A 19,423-nucleotide genomic window follows, 5' to 3' on the forward strand; every position below is an offset into this window, starting at 1 on the left:
ACCTGTTAATTGTGCCACATTGCGCTAGCCCCTGCCCCCTTGGCGCTGCTCGGCCTGCCACACCGCTTCTAGGGTGAACGGTAGGGCAGCGGTTTCCACGGAAATCGAGTCGATGCCCCAGGCCACAAACTTGGCAATGAGGTCGGGGTGGCGCACCGGGGCTTGACCGCAGATGGAGCACACCAACCCGCAGCGGTGGGCTTCTTGGATCAGGTGAGCCATGGCCATTTGAATCACCGGATGGCGTTCATCGTAGGCGGAGGCCATGATGGGCTGATCGCGATCCACTGCCAGCAGCAGTTGAGTGAGGTCGTTGGATCCAATGGCGATCCCTTTCACCCCGGCTTGGGCATAGGCCGGGATCGAAAACAGCACCGAGGGCACCTCGGCCATAATCCACAGGGCAAAGTCCTCGTAGTCTGTGAGTCCGGTCTGGCGAAGATATTGCTGACAGGCCAGCACCTCTTCCACGGTACGCACAAAGGGCAAAATCAGCTCTAGGTTGGTATATCCAGCCCGTTGCAGGGTGGCTAGCGCCCCCAGTTCCACCTCAAACAAGCGGGCGTCGATACCGTAGCTGAGGGTGCCCCGCAGGCCCAGCATGGGGTTGGGTTCTAGGGGTGGGCTCCCTTCTAGGGCTTGCCATTCGTGGGAACGCAAATCCAGGCTGCGGTAGCGCAGAGGCTTGGGGCCAAGGATTTTTAGGATGGGTTCAATTTGCTGCACAATCCGGCTTTGTAGCTCGGCCCCCTGCCCCTCGTTCACCCAGTGCCAGGGGTGACGGCCCTCCAAAATATCCAGCAGCAGCCACTCCGACCGCAGCAGCCCCACCCCGGCAATGTGCTCCGCCGGGAGGGCATCCAGCCGCCGAATTTGGCTGAGGTTGGCCATCACCTTGGTTCGCAGTTCCGGGTAGCGACCGACGGGCATGGGCGGGGGCGGTACGGCGGGCTGGGCGGGCGGCGAGACTGCCATGGCCGGGACGCGGGCGGGATCTAAGCCATAGACCACCCCTCGGTCGCCATCCAGAAACAGGAGCATGGCGTCTTCTAAAATTTGGGTCGCCTGGGGAGATCCGACAACGGCAGGGACGCCAATTTCCCGCGCCAAAATAGCCGCATGGCAGGTGGCCCCGCCCTGCTCGGTGACAATGCCCGCCACCGCCCCTAGCTGAAGAAACACATCGGGCTGGAGATCGGGCAGCACCACAATGGCATTGGGAGGAAGCGGGCGCGGCAAATCTTGAGGCTGAGAGGCCACCACCGCCACCCCCTGCACCTGCCCCGCCGAAGCGCCAATGCCCTTAACCACCGCACAAATGGCAGGAAGGTGAGGAGGATGAGGCGGTTGGGCAGACGTAGTGGGGGGGGGAGTCAGTGCCCCAGGGGGCTGGGCCAGCGCCGGGGGGGCTGGGGGGAAATAGGGCATCACCTGGGTGACGATAAACTGCCAACCCTCGCCCCCTTGCCCAGGGCAGAGAATCCACTCTAGGCCCAGGTCAAACTCCAAGGCGGTAGGAGCCACCCAAGGATCCGTCGCCAATACCTGACGGCTACGCTGACCTAGGTCAATTAACTGGTAGACCTGCTCTGGGGTCAGCAGTGGCGGCAACACTGGATCCTCCCGCTGAATCACCCGTAGGGGCAGTCCCGGCGCAGTCTCTCCCAGGGCCTTGCCCCCCAATGCCCTGGTTCCTGATTGGGATGTGCCTCCCGCAGATGAAGATGAGGGGGGCGTTGACGGTAGATTGCTCCCCAGAGCCGCCATCGCCGCTGCCTCTGGGCCAAGGCTGACGCAGTATCTCTGCTCCTGAAATCCAGGCTTCCATTGCACGCTATTCGGCTGGGTCAGCGACATTTGGCCCCGGGCTGGAATCGCCTCCCCCCGCACTAGGGGCAGTCCCAGTCCCTCCACACAGTCCCACGTGGCTTCCTTGGCCCCCAGCCGCAGCGTACCCGATACCAGCGCTGGATAGAGGGGCATGACTAGGGTGGCCAAGGGCAGTTGGGCGAGGGACTGGCGGCGATGTCGCCACACCACCAAGCTCCGGGCCGAGATCGCCTCCCCCCAAAACTGCTGAAGTGCCTTGGCCAAGGGCACCATTGCTGGACTACCCACCTGGGCAGGCAACAAACCCAAGCCCAGATCAGCGCGGCGGCGAGTAATGGGCCATCCCAACGACGCCCGCAAAATCCAGGTTGGATGGGGCCAATCCGCCCAGTCAGCCCCTAGAGATGACAGGGGTGGCGCATCCGCCCAGGCCCGCTGAGCCTGCTGGCTGAGGTGCTGTAATTCGTGGAAGCCCGCTTGTTCCAGCCGTTCCCCATCCTCTAGGCGCTGTCGCAGATCTGCCCCTAGGGCGGTTGCCCAAACCTCTTGCCAAGCCTGAGCTGCAATGACCCGCCCCGCCGCAACGGGGATCTGCTGCCTCCCCAGTAACCCCAGGGCATAGGCTTTGTAGCCCACCTGCGGTAGGTCATTGGCACAGACCCGATCTAGCGGTTGCAACCAGGACATGGCAAAAGCGGAGACAGATCTTGAAGGGGGAAAGCTAATAATCCGCTTGTTATGGGAACCCGCTTGTTATGGAGAGTCTAATATAAACAAAAATTTATGAACGGTCTTATAGGGTGGCCTACTATGGCAATGCCTCGGAGCCGTCATGCCATCATCGCGATGACCGCGTCCTTCCATGGGCTTTTGCTTGGCCTAGAGCCCCTTGGCCTAGGAGTCGGCTGCCTAAACATTCCAGAATAAGCAAGCGCATTAGGATTGTTATACCTCCACTGTACGTCCAATCCGCAGGATCTGGGTAGAGTGGGCGACCATCCACGGCTGGCCCCCCGACCACACCCCAGAATAGCCACGACTACTCAACCACTTACGCCAATTAGCGCTTTCCACCGCCCCATCGCCCTGACAGAATAAACCTAACCGTATCGTGACATCTACAGGGCCGCACCACACCGGAGGAAACACTATGGGTATCGGACTCGGCCAAGCCCCCTGGCAGCGCAGCCAGGCTCTCCTCGACCTCTTCCTCAGCCGCGCCTGCCCCCTCTGCGAACGGGCAACGCCCCAGGTACTTTGTCCCACCTGCGTAGGCCAGATTCGCCAAAGTCGCCTCGCCACCCCCCTCGACTCCAGCCACCCGGGGCTTCCCATCCTCAGTTGGGGGCGCTACGAAGATACCCTGCGGCAAATCATCCGCCAGCTAAAATATAGCGGCCACCCCGAACTAGCCCACTGGCTGGGGATAGAACTAGGCCAAACCTGGCAGCAATACCAGCGAACCACTCCCCCATCCCCTCGCCCCGTGGTGCTGCTACCCATTCCCCTTCACCCTAGCAAGCTCAAGCAGCGCGGCTTTAACCAGGCCGAACGATTGGCGCAGGGCATGAAGCGTATCGTCCCGGCCCCCGTCGTGGGAGAAGGACTCCTGCGAGTGCAGGCCACCCAAGCCCAACATAGTCTCAGCCGCGAGGAACGTCAGACCAACCTCGCCCACGCGTTCCAGGTTAATCCCCGCCATCTGCCAACCCTCCGCCTCAAAACCGTCTGGCTAGTAGACGATATCTTCACCACCGGAGCCACCGCCCACGCCGCCGCCCAAATCCTCCGCCACAGCGGCATCTCCGTTGGGGGCATCTGCACCGTTGCCCGGTCTGGATTGTCGTCCCCCAACCCAGACCAGGCTGACACCGTTAAATCAACACAGAAAAATCACTGAATTTCAGCTTTTCTTTAGTTTTTAAGGCCGCCAATCTATAAAGAATGTTGTCAATAGAGTGATGTCTAAGAACTGTTATCGCACTATGTAAAAAACTATCGGGATGGGTTCAACCTAACTGTCTGACAAAAGATTCTGCGGCGGGCGCAAAAAACTCGCCCAGCTACAGCATTAGATTCACCTAGGGCTCAGATATCCTGCTCTTTCGGCAGATACGGGTGCTAGCAAGTCTTGTCGGTCAACCAGGGGTTCAACTGGCTAGGATTGCGTTGATCTATGGAAAAGAGAGCAATCAACAAAACGCTTTGTTACCCTTAGTTAAGAGGAGATTTGAGCCAATTTGAAATCATTCTATTCTTTAAAGAAATAAGCTTAACCATTGATGAGAGACGGCTATTCACAAAGTAGGGAAACTGCGCTTTAGCAACCTGGGTTGACCCAGGCCAGCCTAGAATCGTGAGGTTTTTCGGCTTGAGCGTCAAGTCTTCGACCTGGTGAATCAATGCTGTAGCCTCACCCCAGAAAATATGGATTACATGGAGCGCACCGCACCAAACGCCCATTCAGCACCTCAATTTCCTATCGTTTAATCCAATTCATCACCCTTGGCAGGTTCCCATGGCCAACATCTACACCCTCCTCGTCGGCATTAACCAATACGATCCCTCTTCCTCGGTGCCCCATTTACAGGGCTGCACCAACGATGTGCAAGCGATGCAGACCTATTTAGAAGGTCGCGTGGGCCAAGAGGGTGGACAGTTGCAGGTGAAAACTTTGCTGAATGAAGCGGCTACACGGCAGGCGGTGATTAATGGTTTCCGTAACCACCTGGGGCTGGCAGGCCCGGAGGATGTAGCGCTGTTTTTCTATGCGGGCCACGGTTCCCAAGAACAGGCCCCGGAGGAATTTTGGCACCTAGAGCCAGATCGTTTGAATGAAACCCTGGTGTGCTACGACAGCCGTTGCCAGGGCAGTTGGGATTTGGCCGACAAAGAATTGGCCAAGCTGATTGCGGAAGTGGCGGCGAACAATCCCCATATGGTGGTGATTTTAGACTGTTGCCATTCCGGTTCTGGCACCCGTGGCGATGCCGAGGCCAGCGAATCAGTGCGGCGGGCACCCACGGATAAACGTCAGCGGCCCATCGACAGCTTTATTGTGACGCCAGAGGAAATTCCAGCGGCAGCGCCTGTGACCCGCAGCCTGGGGGCTGTCAGCGGTTGGCGGATTCCCCAGGGTCGCCATGTGTTGTTGGCCGCCTGCCAAGACATTGAAGAAGCCAAGGAATATTCCAGCGATGGCGAGCACCGGGGGGCGTTTTCCTACTTTTTGCTAGAGACCCTGCAAAAGGCTAACGGCAGCCTCACCTATCGCGACCTGTTTAAACGCACCTCGGCCCTGGTGCAAAGTCGGGTTTCGGCCCAGGCTCCGCAGCTAGAGGCCAGCGTTCCCGAAGATTTGGATCAGCCGTTTTTGGGCGGTGCGATTCGGCCTAGGAGTCCTCACTTTTTGGTGAGTTGCCACCCCCAAGAAGGCTGGATCATTGACGGCGGCAGTATCCACGGTATTCCTCAGCCCAAGGGCGGAGAAACGACGGTTTTTGCCCTATTTCTGTCAGATATGGCTGATAGTGATCTCGGCCACAGTACGCCCCTGGGCACCGCAACGGTCATGGCGGTGAAACCCACATTTAGCCGGGTCGAACTTTCAGGTATCGAGTCGCTCTCGCCGGAGATGGGCTTTAAGGCGGTGGTCAAAACCTTACCCTTGCCGCCTATGGGGGTGCATCTGTTGGGGGATGAGGCTGGGGTAGGGCTGCTGCGTGGTGCGATTATGGGCAGTAGCTTTCAGCCTGCTTCTCTGTATGTCAGAGTCGTGGAAGATGTCGCTGATGCTACGTTTCAGGTGGTCGCCCAGGATGGCGAATACCGCATCAAACGACCCGCCGATGATCGGATTTTGCTGGAGCCCGTGCGCGGTTTTGACAATGGTAAAGCCCGCGAAACCCTCGGTTTGCTAGAGCACCTAGCCCGCTGGACAACTACCCTAGAACTGCAAGGCTCTCCCACCAGCCGCATTGCCGCTAATGCCATTCGGATGGAAGTGATTTTGCCCGACCAAAGCCGTCACCAAAGCGACCTGCGGTTGAGCTATAGCGCCGACAACAAAGCGCCCAAATTCCAGATCAAACTCACTAATACCAGTTCCCAGCGGCTCTATTGCACCGTGTTGGATTTAACCGAGCGGTTCGCCATCAGTGCGGCCCTGTTTGAGGCAGGGGGCGTGTGGTTGGATCCAGGTCAGGAAGCCTATGCTCGCCAGGGGGAATTGGTCTCGGCCACGGTGCCCAAGGAGTTGTGGGAACAGGGCATTACGGAATTTAAGGACGTGCTGAAGCTGATTGTTAGCCCCACCGCCTTTGATGGACGGTTGCTGGAACAGCAGAAACTCAATCTCTTCCAGGGCGAACTGCACGGCTTCTATCGAGAGGATGTGACCCGTTCCATGCCGCCCAAGGGGATGCTGAATCGGCTGATGAAGCGCATCCAAACCCGCGACATTGGCGACGACGAGGACGAAGACACCACCGACGACTGGATGACCAGCCAGATCACCATTACCACCGTGCGCCCCAGGGAAACCGTGGCCCTCTCTGCCGCTGCGCCCCAGGTCACGTTGATGAATGGCATTACTATCCAGAACCCGGAGGGCTTTTCGGCCCAGGCGCGGCTTACCACCGTCACCCAATCCACCCGCGATTTGGGCAGTCACATTTTGCCGCCGTTGCTGAGGGATCAGACCCAGGCGTTTCAGTTCACCGCCAGCCGCGCCACCGATCCGGGTCTGAGTGCGCTGGAGTTGCGGGACGTGAAAAATTCAGAGGCCGTCACCGCCGCAAATCCTCTGAAGCTGGTGGCCGATGTGGCCCTAGAACCCGACGCCATGGTGCTGCCCGTGGCCTTTGATGGCGAGTTTTACCTGCCTCTGGGGCACGGCATCAGCAAAGACAACCAAACCGAAATTACCATCGAACACCTGCCGGAACCCATCAGTGAAGGGCAACGCAGCCTGGGAGGCGCGATTCGGATCTTCTTCCAAAAAGTGGTGCGGCAAAAGCTGGGGTTGCCCTTTGAATACCCCTTCCTCCGGGTGGCGGAGGTCAATAACGGCGAGGTCACTTACATCACCGACCCCGCTACGGTAGCCAGTCGGGTGGCCCAAGCCCAGCGCATTGCCCTCTACATCCACGGCATCATTGGCGACACCGAAAGCATGGTGCCCAGCATCGAAACCGCCATCGCCGCCCTAGCCGGAGAAGCCAAACCCCTCAAGGACTGCTACGACCTCGTTTTGGCCTTCGACTACGAGAGCCTCAATACCAGCATCGAGACCCATGCCCAGGGCCTCAAACAACGGCTGGAAAGTATCGGCCTTGGCCCCAACCACGGCAAAACCTTGCACATTATTGCCCACTCCATGGGGGGGCTGGTGTCCCGCTGGTTCATCGAGCAGGAGGGCGGTAAGGAGGTCGTCCAACACCTGATTTTGCTGGGCACTCCCAGCGGTGGATCCCCCTGGCCCCAAACCGTGGCGGGCATTACCACGCTGCTGACGATGGTGCTGAATGGCCTGTCTAAGGTGACGTTCCCCATCGTGTTTGTCTCCAGTGCCCTCAAACTCTTGGCCAAGGGCGTGGAAAGCATTGAAACCATTGATGTCACCCTGGATCAGATGGATCCCAATTCCGACTTCATCAAACAGTTGGCCATCACCCCCGACCCCGGCATTCCCTACACCGTGATTGCTGGAAATATTGCCCTAATTCCCGCCGACCATCCCCAGGGCAACCTGCGGCAACGGTTGATGGAAAGGATGAAGGGCTTGATGGAACTGCCGTTCTTCGGCATTCCTAACGACCTGGCGGTAACGGTAGAGAGCATCAAAGCCGTCCCCCCCGGTCGTCAGCCCGCCCCGGTGATGGTAGAAGTGGCTTGTGATCACCTGGTCTACTTCAGCGATCCGGTGGGCGTCAAAGCTCTAGGTGACATGGCCCAAAGTGCACTGACAGGGACTCTTTCCAGTCCAGAGCTTTCTACGTCAGAATCACTTGCCTCGGAGCCATTTAGCCCAGAACTACCCAGCCCAGCTTCTCCCAGTTCAGGATTGCCTAGGCCAGACCCTCTTCAGGATGAACCCTCTGAAGTCACAGGTGATGCGGTGTTCCTGATCTCTGGGACGCCTGACATCGTTGGGCCTGACCCGGTAACAGCGAATCCTGTCACACCTGCTGACTCAGGGCCAGAAACATCCCCTAAAAATCCGCTGTGGTGGTGGATTGTGGCGGCAGTGGTCTTCTTGGTGGTGGGCTTTGTGGGGTTGAAGGTATCGAACCCACCGTCGGAGCCTGTTCCCAATCTGCCCCAGTCAGGGTTGAGCTCTGGAGGGACTTGGACACTCTAGATCGCTCTCCGTGGGCGAGGGGGCCGGGGCATCGGGCTACTGAGCTGAACCCGAACTGAGGTTAGCGTTACAGACCAAGGGCCACTGGAGACCGGGAGGCGACCACCCCATAAAGCTGTTCCAGGGCAGAAAGGTTGGCGCTGAGGGTATAGCGAGAGACCACCCGTTCGCGGGCTTTGCGGCCTAGAAGCTGGGCAATTTCGGGATGGTCGCGCAGCAGGGGCAGAATGGTTTGTAGCTGCACGGCTACCCGCTGGGGATCTAGCACAATCCCGGCCCCGTTGGATAGGACTTCTCCATCGGCCCCGGCATCGGTGGCCACGCAGGCCGTCCCGCAGGCCATGGCCTCCAGCAGCGACAGAGACAGCCCCTCCACAAAGGAGGGCAGGATAAAGCCATCGGCCCCCCGCAGCAGGTCAATGCGGCGCTGTACGTCGGAAACGTAGCCCAGCCAGAGGATATTGTCGTCGTCGTAGAACAGCTTGAGGGAGTTTTCTAGCGGCCCGCTGCCCATGATGGCCAGCTTGCAGGTTGGCCCCATTTCCGCCTGTCGCCAGCCCTTCAGCAGGGATTCCACGTTTTTTTCGGGGGAAAGCCGACCCTGGTAAACAAACAGCCGTTCGGCCCCCAGTTCCACCTTCGCCGCTGAGGGGCCGGGGGCGTAGCGCTGGGTATCCACACCGTTGGGAATCACCACCAGGCGATCATCGGGAACGCCCAATTTGTTCAGCAGGTCGCGCTGGAGATCGGAGAAGACGATCACCCGGTCGTAGTTGGCCAAACAAGGAGCGTAGAGCTGGTAGGTGAGGTGCTGGGTGCCGGAGGTGATGCTGCGTACCTTGCGGTCGAAGGCAGGGTGGAAGGTGGCCACCAGGGGCAGACCCAACTCAGCGCAAATTTCCGGCAGGCGAAAATCCAGGGGCGACAGGGTGAGGGAAGCGTGGACAATATCGGGCTTCAGCCGTCGCAGGGCGTTGGTCAGCAGCTTGCGCGACTTGAGGGAGGGAATGGTGAGAATCTGCGACTTAAACAAAAAGGGCAGGGGCACTTCGGCGGATTCAGGATGGGCCTCTTCCTCGGCTTCCTGGGGTTGGGCAAAGTGCAAAAACGTCACCCGATAGCCCCGGTCTAGCAGGGCATTGGTGATTTCTCGACTGTAGGTGACATTGCCGCAGAAGGGGGATTTCTTGCCAAGCCACGCGATATGCATTCACAGTTCGGGGGATAGGGGGAAGGGCCAAGGGATAGAGACGACAGGGGGGCAATCTATCTCAAAGCCGTATCGGCAATATACCAGGTTGCCACACCCACCACACCCACCATCACCCCCAGCACCCCAAACACCGTCGGCAATCCTAGGGCTGTTTCCACTAGACTCGCTAGGGCCAGGGGCAGGGTGAGGGCAATGTTGACCAGGTTATTTTGTAGGCCGAATACTTTGCCCCGCATATCCTCCGGGGTGGTTTCTTGAATTAGGGTTTGCATGGGGATCGCCACTAGGGATCCCGAAAAGCCCAGCACCGTCAGCAGCCCTAGGGACAGCCAGAGTTGTTGGGTCGTCCAGGCCAGGAGTCCTAGGCTGAGGGCCATGCCCAGGGTGCCCCACAGGCTGAGGTAGCGGCGCGGCACCCGGTGGCCAGAATGCCCCACAGTAATCGCGCCCAGGGCCAGACCAACCCCACCCGCCGCCAGCAAAAAGCCAAACTGAGACGCCTTCAGGGTGGGCAGCAACTCCGCCAGCCGCACCCCCAGCACCGCCAACGCCGCAAACACGCAGGACAGCAGCACCAACTGCACAATCGCCACCCGCACCTGGGTATGGTGCTTGAGGTAGCTCAGGCCATCGCGGATATCCCGCCAAAACTGCGACCAGTCTTGCCCGGTGGAGAGGGTTTCTTGGCCGGGACGCAGGGTGGCCAAACACAGCCCCGCCAGCAGGTAGCTCACTCCCACCAGCACCGCTGGGCCATTGTCGGTGATGCCCAACATCAGCATCAGCCGATCTGCCAGGGCCAAGAGGGGCTCACCCACCGCAAAGCCCACAATCACCGAGGCGGTCATGGTCGTGGTGTAGAGGGAGTTGGCAGGCAGCAGGTCGCCCTCCTTCACCAGCACCGGAATGATGGCCTGCTCTGCGGGGGCAAAAAACTGGGTGAGGGTGGAAATGGCAAAGGTGACGGCCAGGAGCAGCCAAAAGGCCAGCGGCCAGCCCGCCAGGGTGCCCCAATCCGTGGCCACCCACAGGCAGAGGGGCAGCAGCAGCACCAGCCCCCCCCGCAGCAGGTTCGACAGCACCAGCACCGACTGCTTGCGCCAGCGATCCACAAACACCCCCGCCGCCGCCCCAAACAGCACCGCCGGAATCGTGAAGGCGATCATCACTGCCGATACCCAACTGCTAATGCTCTGGCCGGGGGTATCAAACCGGGCGGAGATGATCGCAATCATCAGCACCAAGTAAACCTTGTCCGCCAGTTGGGAAAACACCTGCCCCAGCCACAGGGTAAGGAAATTTCGGTTTTGCAGCACCCGCCCAAAGCCGGGGCCATGGGGTTCTTCCCCGGCGGACGGACTTGAATTGGGGTCAGCGGCGGGTTGGGGCGAGGGAGCGGTATGCATGGAGGGGGTGTCGTCGGCTGGGCTGACGGTTTCGCCATAGCCAGGGCGATCATTGACCTCTGGGGTGGTCTGGTCTGAGGAATCGATATCAAACTCGCGCAGCATGGGGAAACCAACGAACCAACGTCATAACCGAGATCTGCTAAGGGCGACCCACCAATGACCCGACCTTTTTCGTCCTAGCGCCATGTCTAATTAAGCTATGTCTAATTAAACAGTAGCAAAGCAGACATCAATCAACGCCGCCGAACGAATCGGTCGCTCGAAGTAGTCCTGGGCATAGTTTCGCAGCAGACGCTCAATTCTGGCCCAAACGAGGGACTGGGTTGAGGATACTGTCGCCAGGGCATCGGGTAGCACGGGCAGGGTGGTGATAATTTCCGGCTTGCTCAACTGCTGGAGCAGCACCACTTCCATGGCGTTGAGGGACTGGGGTGGGGCGGTATGGGCGCGATAGGATCCGGTGGCCTCCCGTGCGGCTTGGGTGTCTGGAAAATCGGCGGTGAAGGTGTCTGAGGTAGCGGCTTGGGCCGTGTCAGAGTCCGAGGCCAAGGCTCCTGAATCGAAGGCATCGGAAACAGACGCGGGGCGTTTTTTCGGTCGGGGTCGCTGGGGTGCTTGTCCCTGGTTGAAGGCCGACCACTGCACCAATCCCCCCGCTTCGGGGCTAAAGCCCACCGTCCAGGCCGCATCCATCAAATTCGGCACAATGTCCTCCCGGCTGAGGCAGCAGCGATGTACCTCCGGGGCCACCCCCGCCAGGGCCAACAGGTGATACAACCCGTGGGTGAGGGCCGCCAGCAGCGCACTGGGCGGACTGGCTTCGATACGTTCCAGGTGCTCCACAAACAGATGATATAGATCCGCCTGGGAGCCGTCATTCAGGGCCATAAACAGCACAATTTCCGCCAAATACTGGCTAGCGGTGAGGCGTCCCAAATCCTGGCTCAGCTTGGGAAAGGTACGGGCCGTTTCCGCCTGCACCACCTTATCCAGCCGCTTGCCCTTGGCCACCAGCCAGTCGTTAATCACAAACAAATCGCTGCGCCCCCCCAGCCGCGACTGATGCTTCCGCGACCCCGGTGCCACCGCCCGAATCAGGCCCAAATCGGGGGTGAGAATGGTCAAAATCCGATCCGCCTCCCCCAGGGGCATGGCCTTGAGGTTAATTCCGGTGGCTTTGTAGGTGCGGCTCATGGCAAGGGGGGATCACAAAAAATAAGGACTCCCAGAACGCGAAATCCTTAACTTACTCTAGGCGGTTAGGCTGGCTTTCAGGTAGACCAGGGTGGATTGCCAGTCGATGGTTTGGGCCGTGAGCTGGCGTTGGCAGAGGGTTTGGATGGCGGCTAAATCTTTTTCGGACAGATGGGGGGCAATTTGATCGCGGTAGCTGGGGGGATGGTGATCCACCGCAAACCAGCGCTGTAAAAGGGCTTCGGACAGGTAGATTCCCGTGTGCAGTCGGTTGGTGGAAAGCTGCACGGTAAATCTGGCCTGATGAAAGAGCGTTTCTAGGGTGTCGGCCTGCCAGTTAAATCGGGGATCATCGCTGGAGGCCAAGGCGTTTTCTTCAGCTTGCTGCCAACGTTTGACCAGGGCTTTGCTGAGGGACGAGGCATCCACCAGGCTGGAAATGCGCTGGCTGTGGCGGGGGATGGTTTCCACCAGCAGCACCACGCCCCCTGGGGCCAGCCATTGCCGCAGAATGTCCACAAACCGCTCCCGGTTCACCGCTTGGCCAAAGGCGTTGCGGCCTACGATACGCTCAAAGGCCAGATCGGGACTGTGGGCCGCGAGGTAAGCGGAGAGGGCTTCGTAGTCGGCGTGGACGAGGGCGGGGCGGTGGAGTTCCGGCAGGGCGGCGGCTTGCTCGGCGAGGGCTTCGTAGTCTTGGGCATTGTGAACCCTAGCGTAGACCTGGCCTTCGGGCACGCGGCGCAGGGCTTCCCAAGTCAGCAATCCCGTGCGGGCGTGGAGATCCAAAATGCGGTGATGGCGCTGGGGTGGGGCCAGGTCAAACAGACGATCCCGCACCTGACCCAGTTGCACTCCGGCTTGGCTAAGGGTGCGTTGCAGCCAGCGGTCTCGCGCCGGATCGTCGGGGCTGTAGGTGAGCACGTCCGGCAACCCGCTGGAGCCATCCACCAAGGCCGCTAGTTGGGCCTCTCGCCGCTGGGCCACCTGGGTTTGCAGGGCCGCTTCGTAGCCCTGGCTGGAGGGTTGATAGAACACCTGCCCCTGGAGGCCGTTCGGCAAATACTGCTGCGCCACCCAATGATCCCGGTAGGCGTGGGGATAGAGGTAGCCCTGGCCGTGGCCTAGGTCGGCCTTGTCGCGGTTGGCATCCCGCAGGGGGTTGGGTACGGCGGCTTCGCGCTCCCGTTCTACCGTGGCCAGCGCCTCAAAAAAGCCCATGGTGCTGTTAGATTTGGGGGCCGTCGCCAAATACAGCGTCGCCTGGGCTAGGGGATAGCGCCCCTCCGGCATCCCGATGCGGTCGAAGGCATCGGCGCAGCTTGTCACCACCGCCACCGCCTGGGGGTCGGCCAAACCCACGTCTTCGCTGGCGAGGATAATCAGCCGCCGCAGAATAAACCGAGGATCTTCCCCGGCATAGACCATGCGGGCCAGCCAGTAGAGGGCGGCATCGGGGTCGGAACCGCGCACGCTTTTAATAAAGGCGCTGATGGTATCGAAGTGGGCGTCCCCTTCCTTGTCGTAGAGCACCGCCCGCCGCTGGATCGACTCTTCAGCGACAGCCAGGGGAATCGTAATGTTGCCCGCGTTGTCGGGAGGTGTGGTTTCCACCGCCAGTTCCAGGGCATTCAGCAAGGCTCGCGCATCGCCATTGGCCACGTTCACCAAATGCTCCAAGGCGTCTGGCTCTAGGTGAATGGGCCGATTGCCGTAGCCCCGTTCTGGGTCGGTCAGGGCTTGGTGAACCACCCGCCGCAATTCCTCCGGCCCTAGGGACTGCAACTGAAACAGGCGAGAACGGCTGACCAGCGCCTTATTCACCTCAAAATAGGGATTTTCCGTAGTGGCCCCAATCAAAATCACCGTGCCATTCTCCACCCAGGGCAGCAGCGCATCCTGCTGAGCCTTGTTGAAGCGATGCACCTCATCCACAAACAAAATCGTGCGCCGACCATAGCGCCCCCGCAAATCCTGGGCCTGGGCAATGCCCTCCCGCAGGTCTTTCACCCCCGCCAGCACCGCATTCACCGCAATGAAGTGGGCGCTGGTGGTGTTGGCAATAATCTGGGCCAGGGTGGTTTTGCCCGTCCCCGGTGGGCCAAAGAAAATCAACGACGACAACTGATCCGCCTGAATCGCCCGCCGCAGCAACCGCCCCGGCCCCACCACCGCATCCTGGCCAACAAACTCATCCAACGTCCGAGGCCGCATCCGCGCCGCCAGGGGAGCTTCCCGGTCAATCTGGGCTTGGCGGTTGTGGTCAAACAAATCCATAGTTAGCCCACCTTCAACACACACTCCGGCTTATATCCTGCGGGAACATAGGCCAACACACCACAGTAGACAAGCTGCCTACCTCATTTCCCATATGCTCTCATTTCCCAAGCGCTAGGGATGGTAGCCCGGTGATGCTAAACAATCAAGGCTTCCCTGTAGTCTAAAATGTGACCCCAAAATAGGCTCCTGCCAGCCATCTCTAGTTGACCTAGGCTGATTGCAGAACCCTATTCATCGGTGATGCAAGCCTACGGAGCCTGACAAACAGGCAGAATCTTTGGGCAGTTAGCTAGATCTCTGGGCCTTAGCCGAATCGTCCAGAGACATAGTCGCGGGTATATTGCTCTTGGGGGTTGTTGAAGATCACCTCCGTGCGGTCATACTCGACCAAAAAGCCCACCTTGCCGCCTCGGTTGGTGGCTTCGGCGTTAAAGAAGGCGGTGCGGTCGGACACCCGCGACGCCTGCTGCATGTTGTGGGTAACGATGATGATGGTGTAGTCCGCTTTGAGTTGCTGCATGGTTTCCTCAACCTTGATGGTGGAGATGGGGTCGAGGGCCGAGCAGGGCTCATCCATGAGGATAATATCCGGCTGGATGGAGATGGCGCGGGCGATGCAAAGGCGCTGTTGTTGGCCACCGGAGAGGGAAAGGCCACTCTCTCGCAGCTTATCTTTCACTTCGTCCCACACGGCGGCTTTACGGAGCGAGGTTTCCACCAGTTCGTCCATATCGCCTTGATAGCCATTGATGCGGGCTCCCCAGGCCACATTTTCGTAGATAGATTGGGAAAAGGGGTTCGCCTTTTGAAACACCATGCCAATGCGGCGACGCAGGCTAACCGCGTCAACCTGTTTGCTGTAGATGTCTTGGCCGTGGAAGGTAACGCGGCCCTCCACGCGGCAACTAGGGATCAGGTCGTTCATGCGGTTAAAGCAGCGGAGTACCGTGCTTTTGCCGCAGCCTGAGGGGCCAATGAAGGCAACAATATCGCGGGTGGGGATATCAAGGTTAACGTCGCGAACGGCTAGGGTAGGGCCATAGTAAACATTGAGGCCCTCGGCCCGGAGGGCAAGGCTGGTGGAGCTAGGGGCAGACAGGTTAGCCATGGAAATACCCAAAATTGCGCGACAGTAAACGGTAGGGAACCAAAGGACAGGACACAGCGATCATAGTTTTTACTATCATTGCAGGGGATGGGACGACCTGGGGTTAAGACGAGGCTAAGCACCTTTGGCCAAGTTCTGGGCTGAGGCCAGAGTGGGGCACTCGTCATTGCGCCAGATCACTGCAAGCGGCGGAAGTCATGCCTATGATGCTGCCACGGGTGATGTTACCGACCTGGGGCAACGGGTATAGCCTGCTGCTAAGGGAGAAGCGTCCTGATTCGGTCGGTCGTTTCTTGATCTGTGGAGACCAATGGCTGTCCTCACAGATGGCGCTATCGGTGGGTCGCTTTATCCTTAAAAGACCAGGTTAGGGTGCTTTGCTTAGAATTCTTTCGCCGATCATATCCGTGTCCACCCCTCCTACCTCTGGACGCTTTAGCCCCCAGTTCGCGTCCCTTTCCCTCCGTACCCTGATGCTGGCCGTTTTGGCGCTGCAAATGGCCGGAGTGGTAGGGCTGATCATCTTTCTCAGCTATCGTCCAGACTGGCAAGCCCTTGGCATCCTGAGCCTAGTGGTTATCATCGCTGCCATGGGGGTGGGGCTGCTGGCCATCGATCGGCTGTTGCAGTCTTTACAAACCCTGAAGCGGGCAGCCCAGGCGATGGCCCAAGGCCAGTGGCACCCGCCCTTGCAGCCCTCACGCTTTGGAGAAATGCGCCAGTTGATGCTGGCCTTTAACCACATGGCGGCTCAGCTTCAAGGCTCCTTCGCCGAGCTGGAATACTTTAACCAAGCCCTCGCCACCAGTGAGCAGCGCTGGCGCGAGTTTCTAGACGCCATTCCCCTCGGCATTGTGGTTTACGACCGGAACGGTCAACTGGTGTTTGCCAGTGCTGAGGCCCGTCGTATGCTGGGCTTAGAGAACCTACCCTCGGTGCCGAACCTCAGTTTAGCCGAGACCTTTCTAGCCTACCGGGCCGATGGCGCGGAGCCCTATCCTGTCGAGGAGCTACCTGTGACCCAATCCCTCCACGGAGATCGGGGCTGGGCCGACGATTTGATTCTACGCCAGGGCAACCACAGTATTCCTGTGGAGATGGCCAGCACCCCCATTTTTGAGCGCACGGGGCGGGTCGAGTTTGCCGTGGCCGCGTTTCAAGACATTACGACCCGACAACAGGCGCAGCAGGTACTTACAGACTATAGCCACACCCTAGAAGCCACGGTGGCCCAGCGCACCGATGCCCTCCACCAGGCCCAGATTACCCAGCGGGTCATTCTCCAAGCCATCCCAGATCTGCTGATGCGCTACAACCGAGACGGGATCTGCCTGGATGTTTTGAGTACCGGATCCGTGGCGATGCTTGCCCCCCCTAGCACCCAACTTGGCCGCTCTCTGGCGGAGGTGTTGCCCGCCGATATGGTGGCCGAGCGCATGCGCTATATCCATCTCACCCTAGATACAGGTCGGCCTCAGCAGTATGAGTACCGCTTTGAGACCTCGATGGGGTGGCGGCATGAGGAGGCCCGCCTCGTGATGAGCGGTGAAGATGAAGTGCTGATCATCGTGCGAGACATTACCGAGCGCAAGCAGGCAGAGATAGCCCTGCGGGAGAGCCAAGCCCTTTATCGTTCCTTGACCGATGTGCTGCCCCACGGCCTATATCGGCTGGATCGACAGCACCGCCTCACCTTTACAAATCCGGCCTACCTCAGCCTGATTAACTGCACCTCCGAGGACTGCCTAGGCAAGACCGCCTTTGACCTCTTCCCCGCCGCCCAAGCCCAGCGCTATGTAGAGGACGATGAAGGGGTGATGTCCACCGGATCGGCCCTCAACAAGGTTGAGATCTACGTTCCCCCAGGCCGCTCGGAAACCCACTACCTTCAGATGTGTAAAACGCCTCTCTACGACGAAAACGGAACCATTGTGGGGATGCAGGGGGTGTTTTGGGACGTGACGGAGCTGAAGCAGACCGAAGCCGCCCTCGCCCGCCAAAAGCAGTTCTTGCAAAATGTCATCGACAGCATCCCTAGCATCATTGTGGTCAAGGATCGAGAGAGCCGCATTCAAATGGCCAACCAAGCCAGCGCCGCCCTCCACGGCATGACCCCCGAAGCCATGCTGGGCCGACAGGATGTGGAGATGAACCCGAATGTCTCTCCCCAAGAAGCCGAGGAAAACTACCGCATCAATCAGCACGTGATTGATACCGCAGAACCCTATCAATCGGAGCAGGAAATTGCCGACGTGCATGGCGTCAGCCGCTGGTACCAAATTTTGGTCAACCCCTTCCGCGACACCAACGGCAACATCAATGGCGTGGTGGGCAACTGCATTGACATCACTGACCGCAAGCAGATAGAAACCGCCCTCCAGGAAGCCAACGAAAAACTAGAGCGCCTCGCCACCCTAGATGGCCTTACCCACATCCCCAACCGCCGCCGCTTCGACCAATACCTAGAACAATCGTGGCAGTGTCTGGTGCGAGAGCAGCAGCCCCTATCGCTGATCCTGTTTGACGTAGACTACTTCAAACTTTACAACGACCATTTTGGCCATCAGCAGGGGGATGAAGGCTTGATTGCCATTGCCGAAGCAGCCAGTCGGGCGGTGAAGCGATCCGCCGACCTGATCGCCCGCTATGGCGGCGAAGAATTTGGGGTCATTTTGCCCAACACTAACCGCATCGGAGCCGAAAACGTGGCAAAAGCCATCCAGCAGGAAGTGGCTGACCTCCAACTCCCCCACCCCAAGTCGGAGATCAGCGATTATCTCACGGTCAGCATCGGTATTGCCAGCACAGTCCCCGACCCCGACCAGTCGATGGAGGAGCTGATTGCCACCGCCGATGCCGCCCTCTACCAAGCCAAGCGTCGGGGTCGCAACCGCTACTGGGTTCGCCTCCTCTAGCCCGTCTCGATGGCCTAGGCGATGCCATCAAAAAGCCCCCGTCCTAGGCTGGGCGGGGGCAGGCAGGTTCATCCTAATCCTACAGAGGCGTTAGCCAGCCAGACCTGTTCTGGCGCTTCCTGGTGCTACAGCAGCTTCAGGTTAGGATATTCTGCAATCATTTCATCAGCGCTGAGAGTTTCCCCAGACTGCTGGGGCGTCCACAGCACTTCCACCGCCAGAAGGTTATCGCTGGCAATGGCTCCCATTTTGCCCAGGGCTCGCCGCAGGTCATCGGTGGAGCGAATGTCGGGCAGGTCTAGCTTGCCTTGGGCCGCGACTACCAGCGTGGCCAGAATATACTCCCCAGGGGTAGCCCAATCGTCGGCTTGGCCGGGCAGGGTAGCCTTGGCCGTCGCTTGGGTAATCTGGCTGTTGACGTTGGACAGCGTTTCCTCTGTGAGTTGGCTGCGGGTCGCCAGGGTATAGCGGTTAAATTCCTGCTCGGCACTCAGTAGACGGGTTTGGGTATCTTCGCTGGCTCCGTAGACCCAGTAGTCGGGGTGGCGCAGCAGGGAGAGGGTGGTTTCTTGCAGCAGCTTGGCTAGCCCAGCGGTACTGCCCGTATCGGCAGTGAGGGCGAGGCGGTTGAGGTCATCCTGGAGGGAGCGGGCATTGGCCAGCAGCCCCACTTGCAGCTTGGCCACCGTCACCGGAGGATTGCTGGAGGCGGCGATGGGCATCGCGTCATCTCCGTCCCCAGATCGCCGGAAGCTGTTCACCAGGAAATTGGCAATGGCAAACACCATCAGCAGGGTAAACAAGCCGCCAAAGCCACCCCCAAAGCCAAATAGGGGAAACAAGAAGGGAAAGCCAAAGCCGAAGCCCCCGCCGGGATAGTAGCCCCCGCCACCCACCGGAGCGCGAGAAGTCGGGGCCGGGGCCATGCGAGGAGCCGGAGCCCGGAAGCTGCCGCCACCGATGCGCCCTCCGGCCTTGGCCGCCCAGGCTCCATCGGCATGGCCAAAGACCAAGACGACGGCTAGCCCAAGGGCAAGCAGGGGTTTCCAGAGGGGTTTGACCCGTGGCAGCGTCAAGCGTTGAAAAAGTCGTTGCAGCATAGCGTTATAAACA

At 59.5% G+C, this 19,423-nt stretch carries 10 protein-coding genes; 3 read left to right on the forward strand and 7 right to left on the reverse strand.

Translation table 11 applies throughout. From position 1 onward, the window contains the following. Positions 1-24 precede the first annotated feature (24 nt). Positions 25-2,517: a putative PEP-binding protein gene (locus tag GFS31_RS08905; protein WP_198807817.1), complete on the reverse strand. Its 2,493-nt coding sequence runs from the start codon at positions 2,515-2,517 to the stop codon at positions 25-27. A 463-nt stretch (positions 2,518-2,980) separates the two neighbouring features. Between GFS31_RS08905 and GFS31_RS08910 the strand changes: the two genes are divergently transcribed. Further along, positions 2,981-3,730: a ComF family protein gene (locus tag GFS31_RS08910; protein WP_198807818.1), complete on the forward strand. Its 750-nt coding sequence runs from the start codon at positions 2,981-2,983 to the stop codon at positions 3,728-3,730. A gap of 618 nt (positions 3,731-4,348) precedes the next feature. Continuing rightward, positions 4,349-8,191: a caspase family protein gene (locus GFS31_RS08915; protein ID WP_198807819.1), complete on the forward strand. Its 3,843-nt coding sequence runs from the start codon at positions 4,349-4,351 to the stop codon at positions 8,189-8,191. A 67-nt stretch (positions 8,192-8,258) separates the two neighbouring features. Here the strand turns inward: GFS31_RS08915 and GFS31_RS08920 are convergent, their stop codons facing one another. From GFS31_RS08920 to pstB, 5 genes are all read right to left on the reverse strand, one after another. After that, entirely contained in the window at positions 8,259-9,401 is a 1,143-nt protein-coding gene (locus tag GFS31_RS08920; RefSeq protein WP_198807820.1) for a glycosyltransferase family 4 protein, read from the reverse strand. Between the two features lie 56 nt (positions 9,402-9,457). Continuing rightward, on the reverse strand, positions 9,458-10,915 hold the full coding sequence (locus GFS31_RS08925; protein WP_225907632.1) for an MFS transporter: 1,458 nt from the start codon (positions 10,913-10,915) through the stop codon (positions 9,458-9,460). Positions 10,916-11,020: 105 nt separating this feature from the next. Continuing rightward, the gene (gene recO, locus GFS31_RS08930; protein WP_198807821.1) at positions 11,021-12,007 is read right to left on the reverse strand and encodes a DNA repair protein RecO; all 987 of its coding nucleotides are present in this window, start codon (positions 12,005-12,007) and stop codon (positions 11,021-11,023) included. 57 nt (positions 12,008-12,064) lie between these two features. Beyond that, on the reverse strand, positions 12,065-14,284 hold the full coding sequence (locus GFS31_RS08935; protein WP_198807822.1) for an AAA family ATPase: 2,220 nt from the start codon (positions 14,282-14,284) through the stop codon (positions 12,065-12,067). Positions 14,285-14,591: 307 nt separating this feature from the next. After that, a complete protein-coding gene (pstB, locus tag GFS31_RS08940) occupies positions 14,592-15,395 on the reverse strand; it encodes a phosphate ABC transporter ATP-binding protein PstB (RefSeq protein ID WP_198807823.1) in 804 nt (267 codons plus the stop codon). A gap of 407 nt (positions 15,396-15,802) precedes the next feature. Here pstB and GFS31_RS08945 point away from each other — a divergent pair, with 407 nt between their 5' ends. Continuing rightward, positions 15,803-18,310 carry a PAS domain-containing protein gene (locus GFS31_RS08945; RefSeq protein WP_198807824.1) on the forward strand — a complete coding sequence of 836 codons (2,508 nt, stop codon included), beginning with the start codon at positions 15,803-15,805 and terminating at the stop codon, positions 18,308-18,310. Positions 18,311-18,435: 125 nt separating this feature from the next. Here the strand turns inward: GFS31_RS08945 and GFS31_RS08950 are convergent, their stop codons facing one another. Further along, positions 18,436-19,410: a DUF1517 domain-containing protein gene (locus tag GFS31_RS08950; protein ID WP_198807825.1), complete on the reverse strand. Its 975-nt coding sequence runs from the start codon at positions 19,408-19,410 to the stop codon at positions 18,436-18,438. Between the last annotated feature and the right edge of the window lie 13 nt (positions 19,411-19,423).

The sequence above is a fragment of the Leptolyngbya sp. BL0902 genome (genome assembly GCF_016403105.1).
In the GTDB taxonomy this organism is placed as follows: domain Bacteria; phylum Cyanobacteriota; class Cyanobacteriia; order Phormidesmidales; family Phormidesmidaceae; genus Nodosilinea.

Excerpts from the sequence above, each read along its gene's own strand:
- GFS31_RS08925 (WP_225907632.1), bottom strand. The coding sequence starts at position 10,915 with ATGCTGCGCGAGTTTGATATCGATTCCTCAGACCAGACCACCCCAGAG.
- GFS31_RS08910 (WP_198807818.1), top strand. The coding sequence starts at position 2,981 with ATGGGTATCGGACTCGGCCAAGCCCCCTGGCAGCGCAGCCAGGCTCTC.
- GFS31_RS08920 (WP_198807820.1), bottom strand. The coding sequence starts at position 9,401 with ATGCATATCGCGTGGCTTGGCAAGAAATCCCCCTTCTGCGGCAATGTC.
- GFS31_RS08905 (WP_198807817.1), bottom strand. The coding sequence starts at position 2,517 with ATGTCCTGGTTGCAACCGCTAGATCGGGTCTGTGCCAATGACCTACCG.
- GFS31_RS08915 (WP_198807819.1), top strand. The coding sequence starts at position 4,349 with ATGGCCAACATCTACACCCTCCTCGTCGGCATTAACCAATACGATCCC.
- recO (WP_198807821.1), bottom strand. The coding sequence starts at position 12,007 with ATGAGCCGCACCTACAAAGCCACCGGAATTAACCTCAAGGCCATGCCC.
- GFS31_RS08935 (WP_198807822.1), bottom strand. The coding sequence starts at position 14,284 with ATGGATTTGTTTGACCACAACCGCCAAGCCCAGATTGACCGGGAAGCT.
- GFS31_RS08950 (WP_198807825.1), bottom strand. The coding sequence starts at position 19,410 with ATGCTGCAACGACTTTTTCAACGCTTGACGCTGCCACGGGTCAAACCC.
- pstB (WP_198807823.1), bottom strand. The coding sequence starts at position 15,395 with ATGGCTAACCTGTCTGCCCCTAGCTCCACCAGCCTTGCCCTCCGGGCC.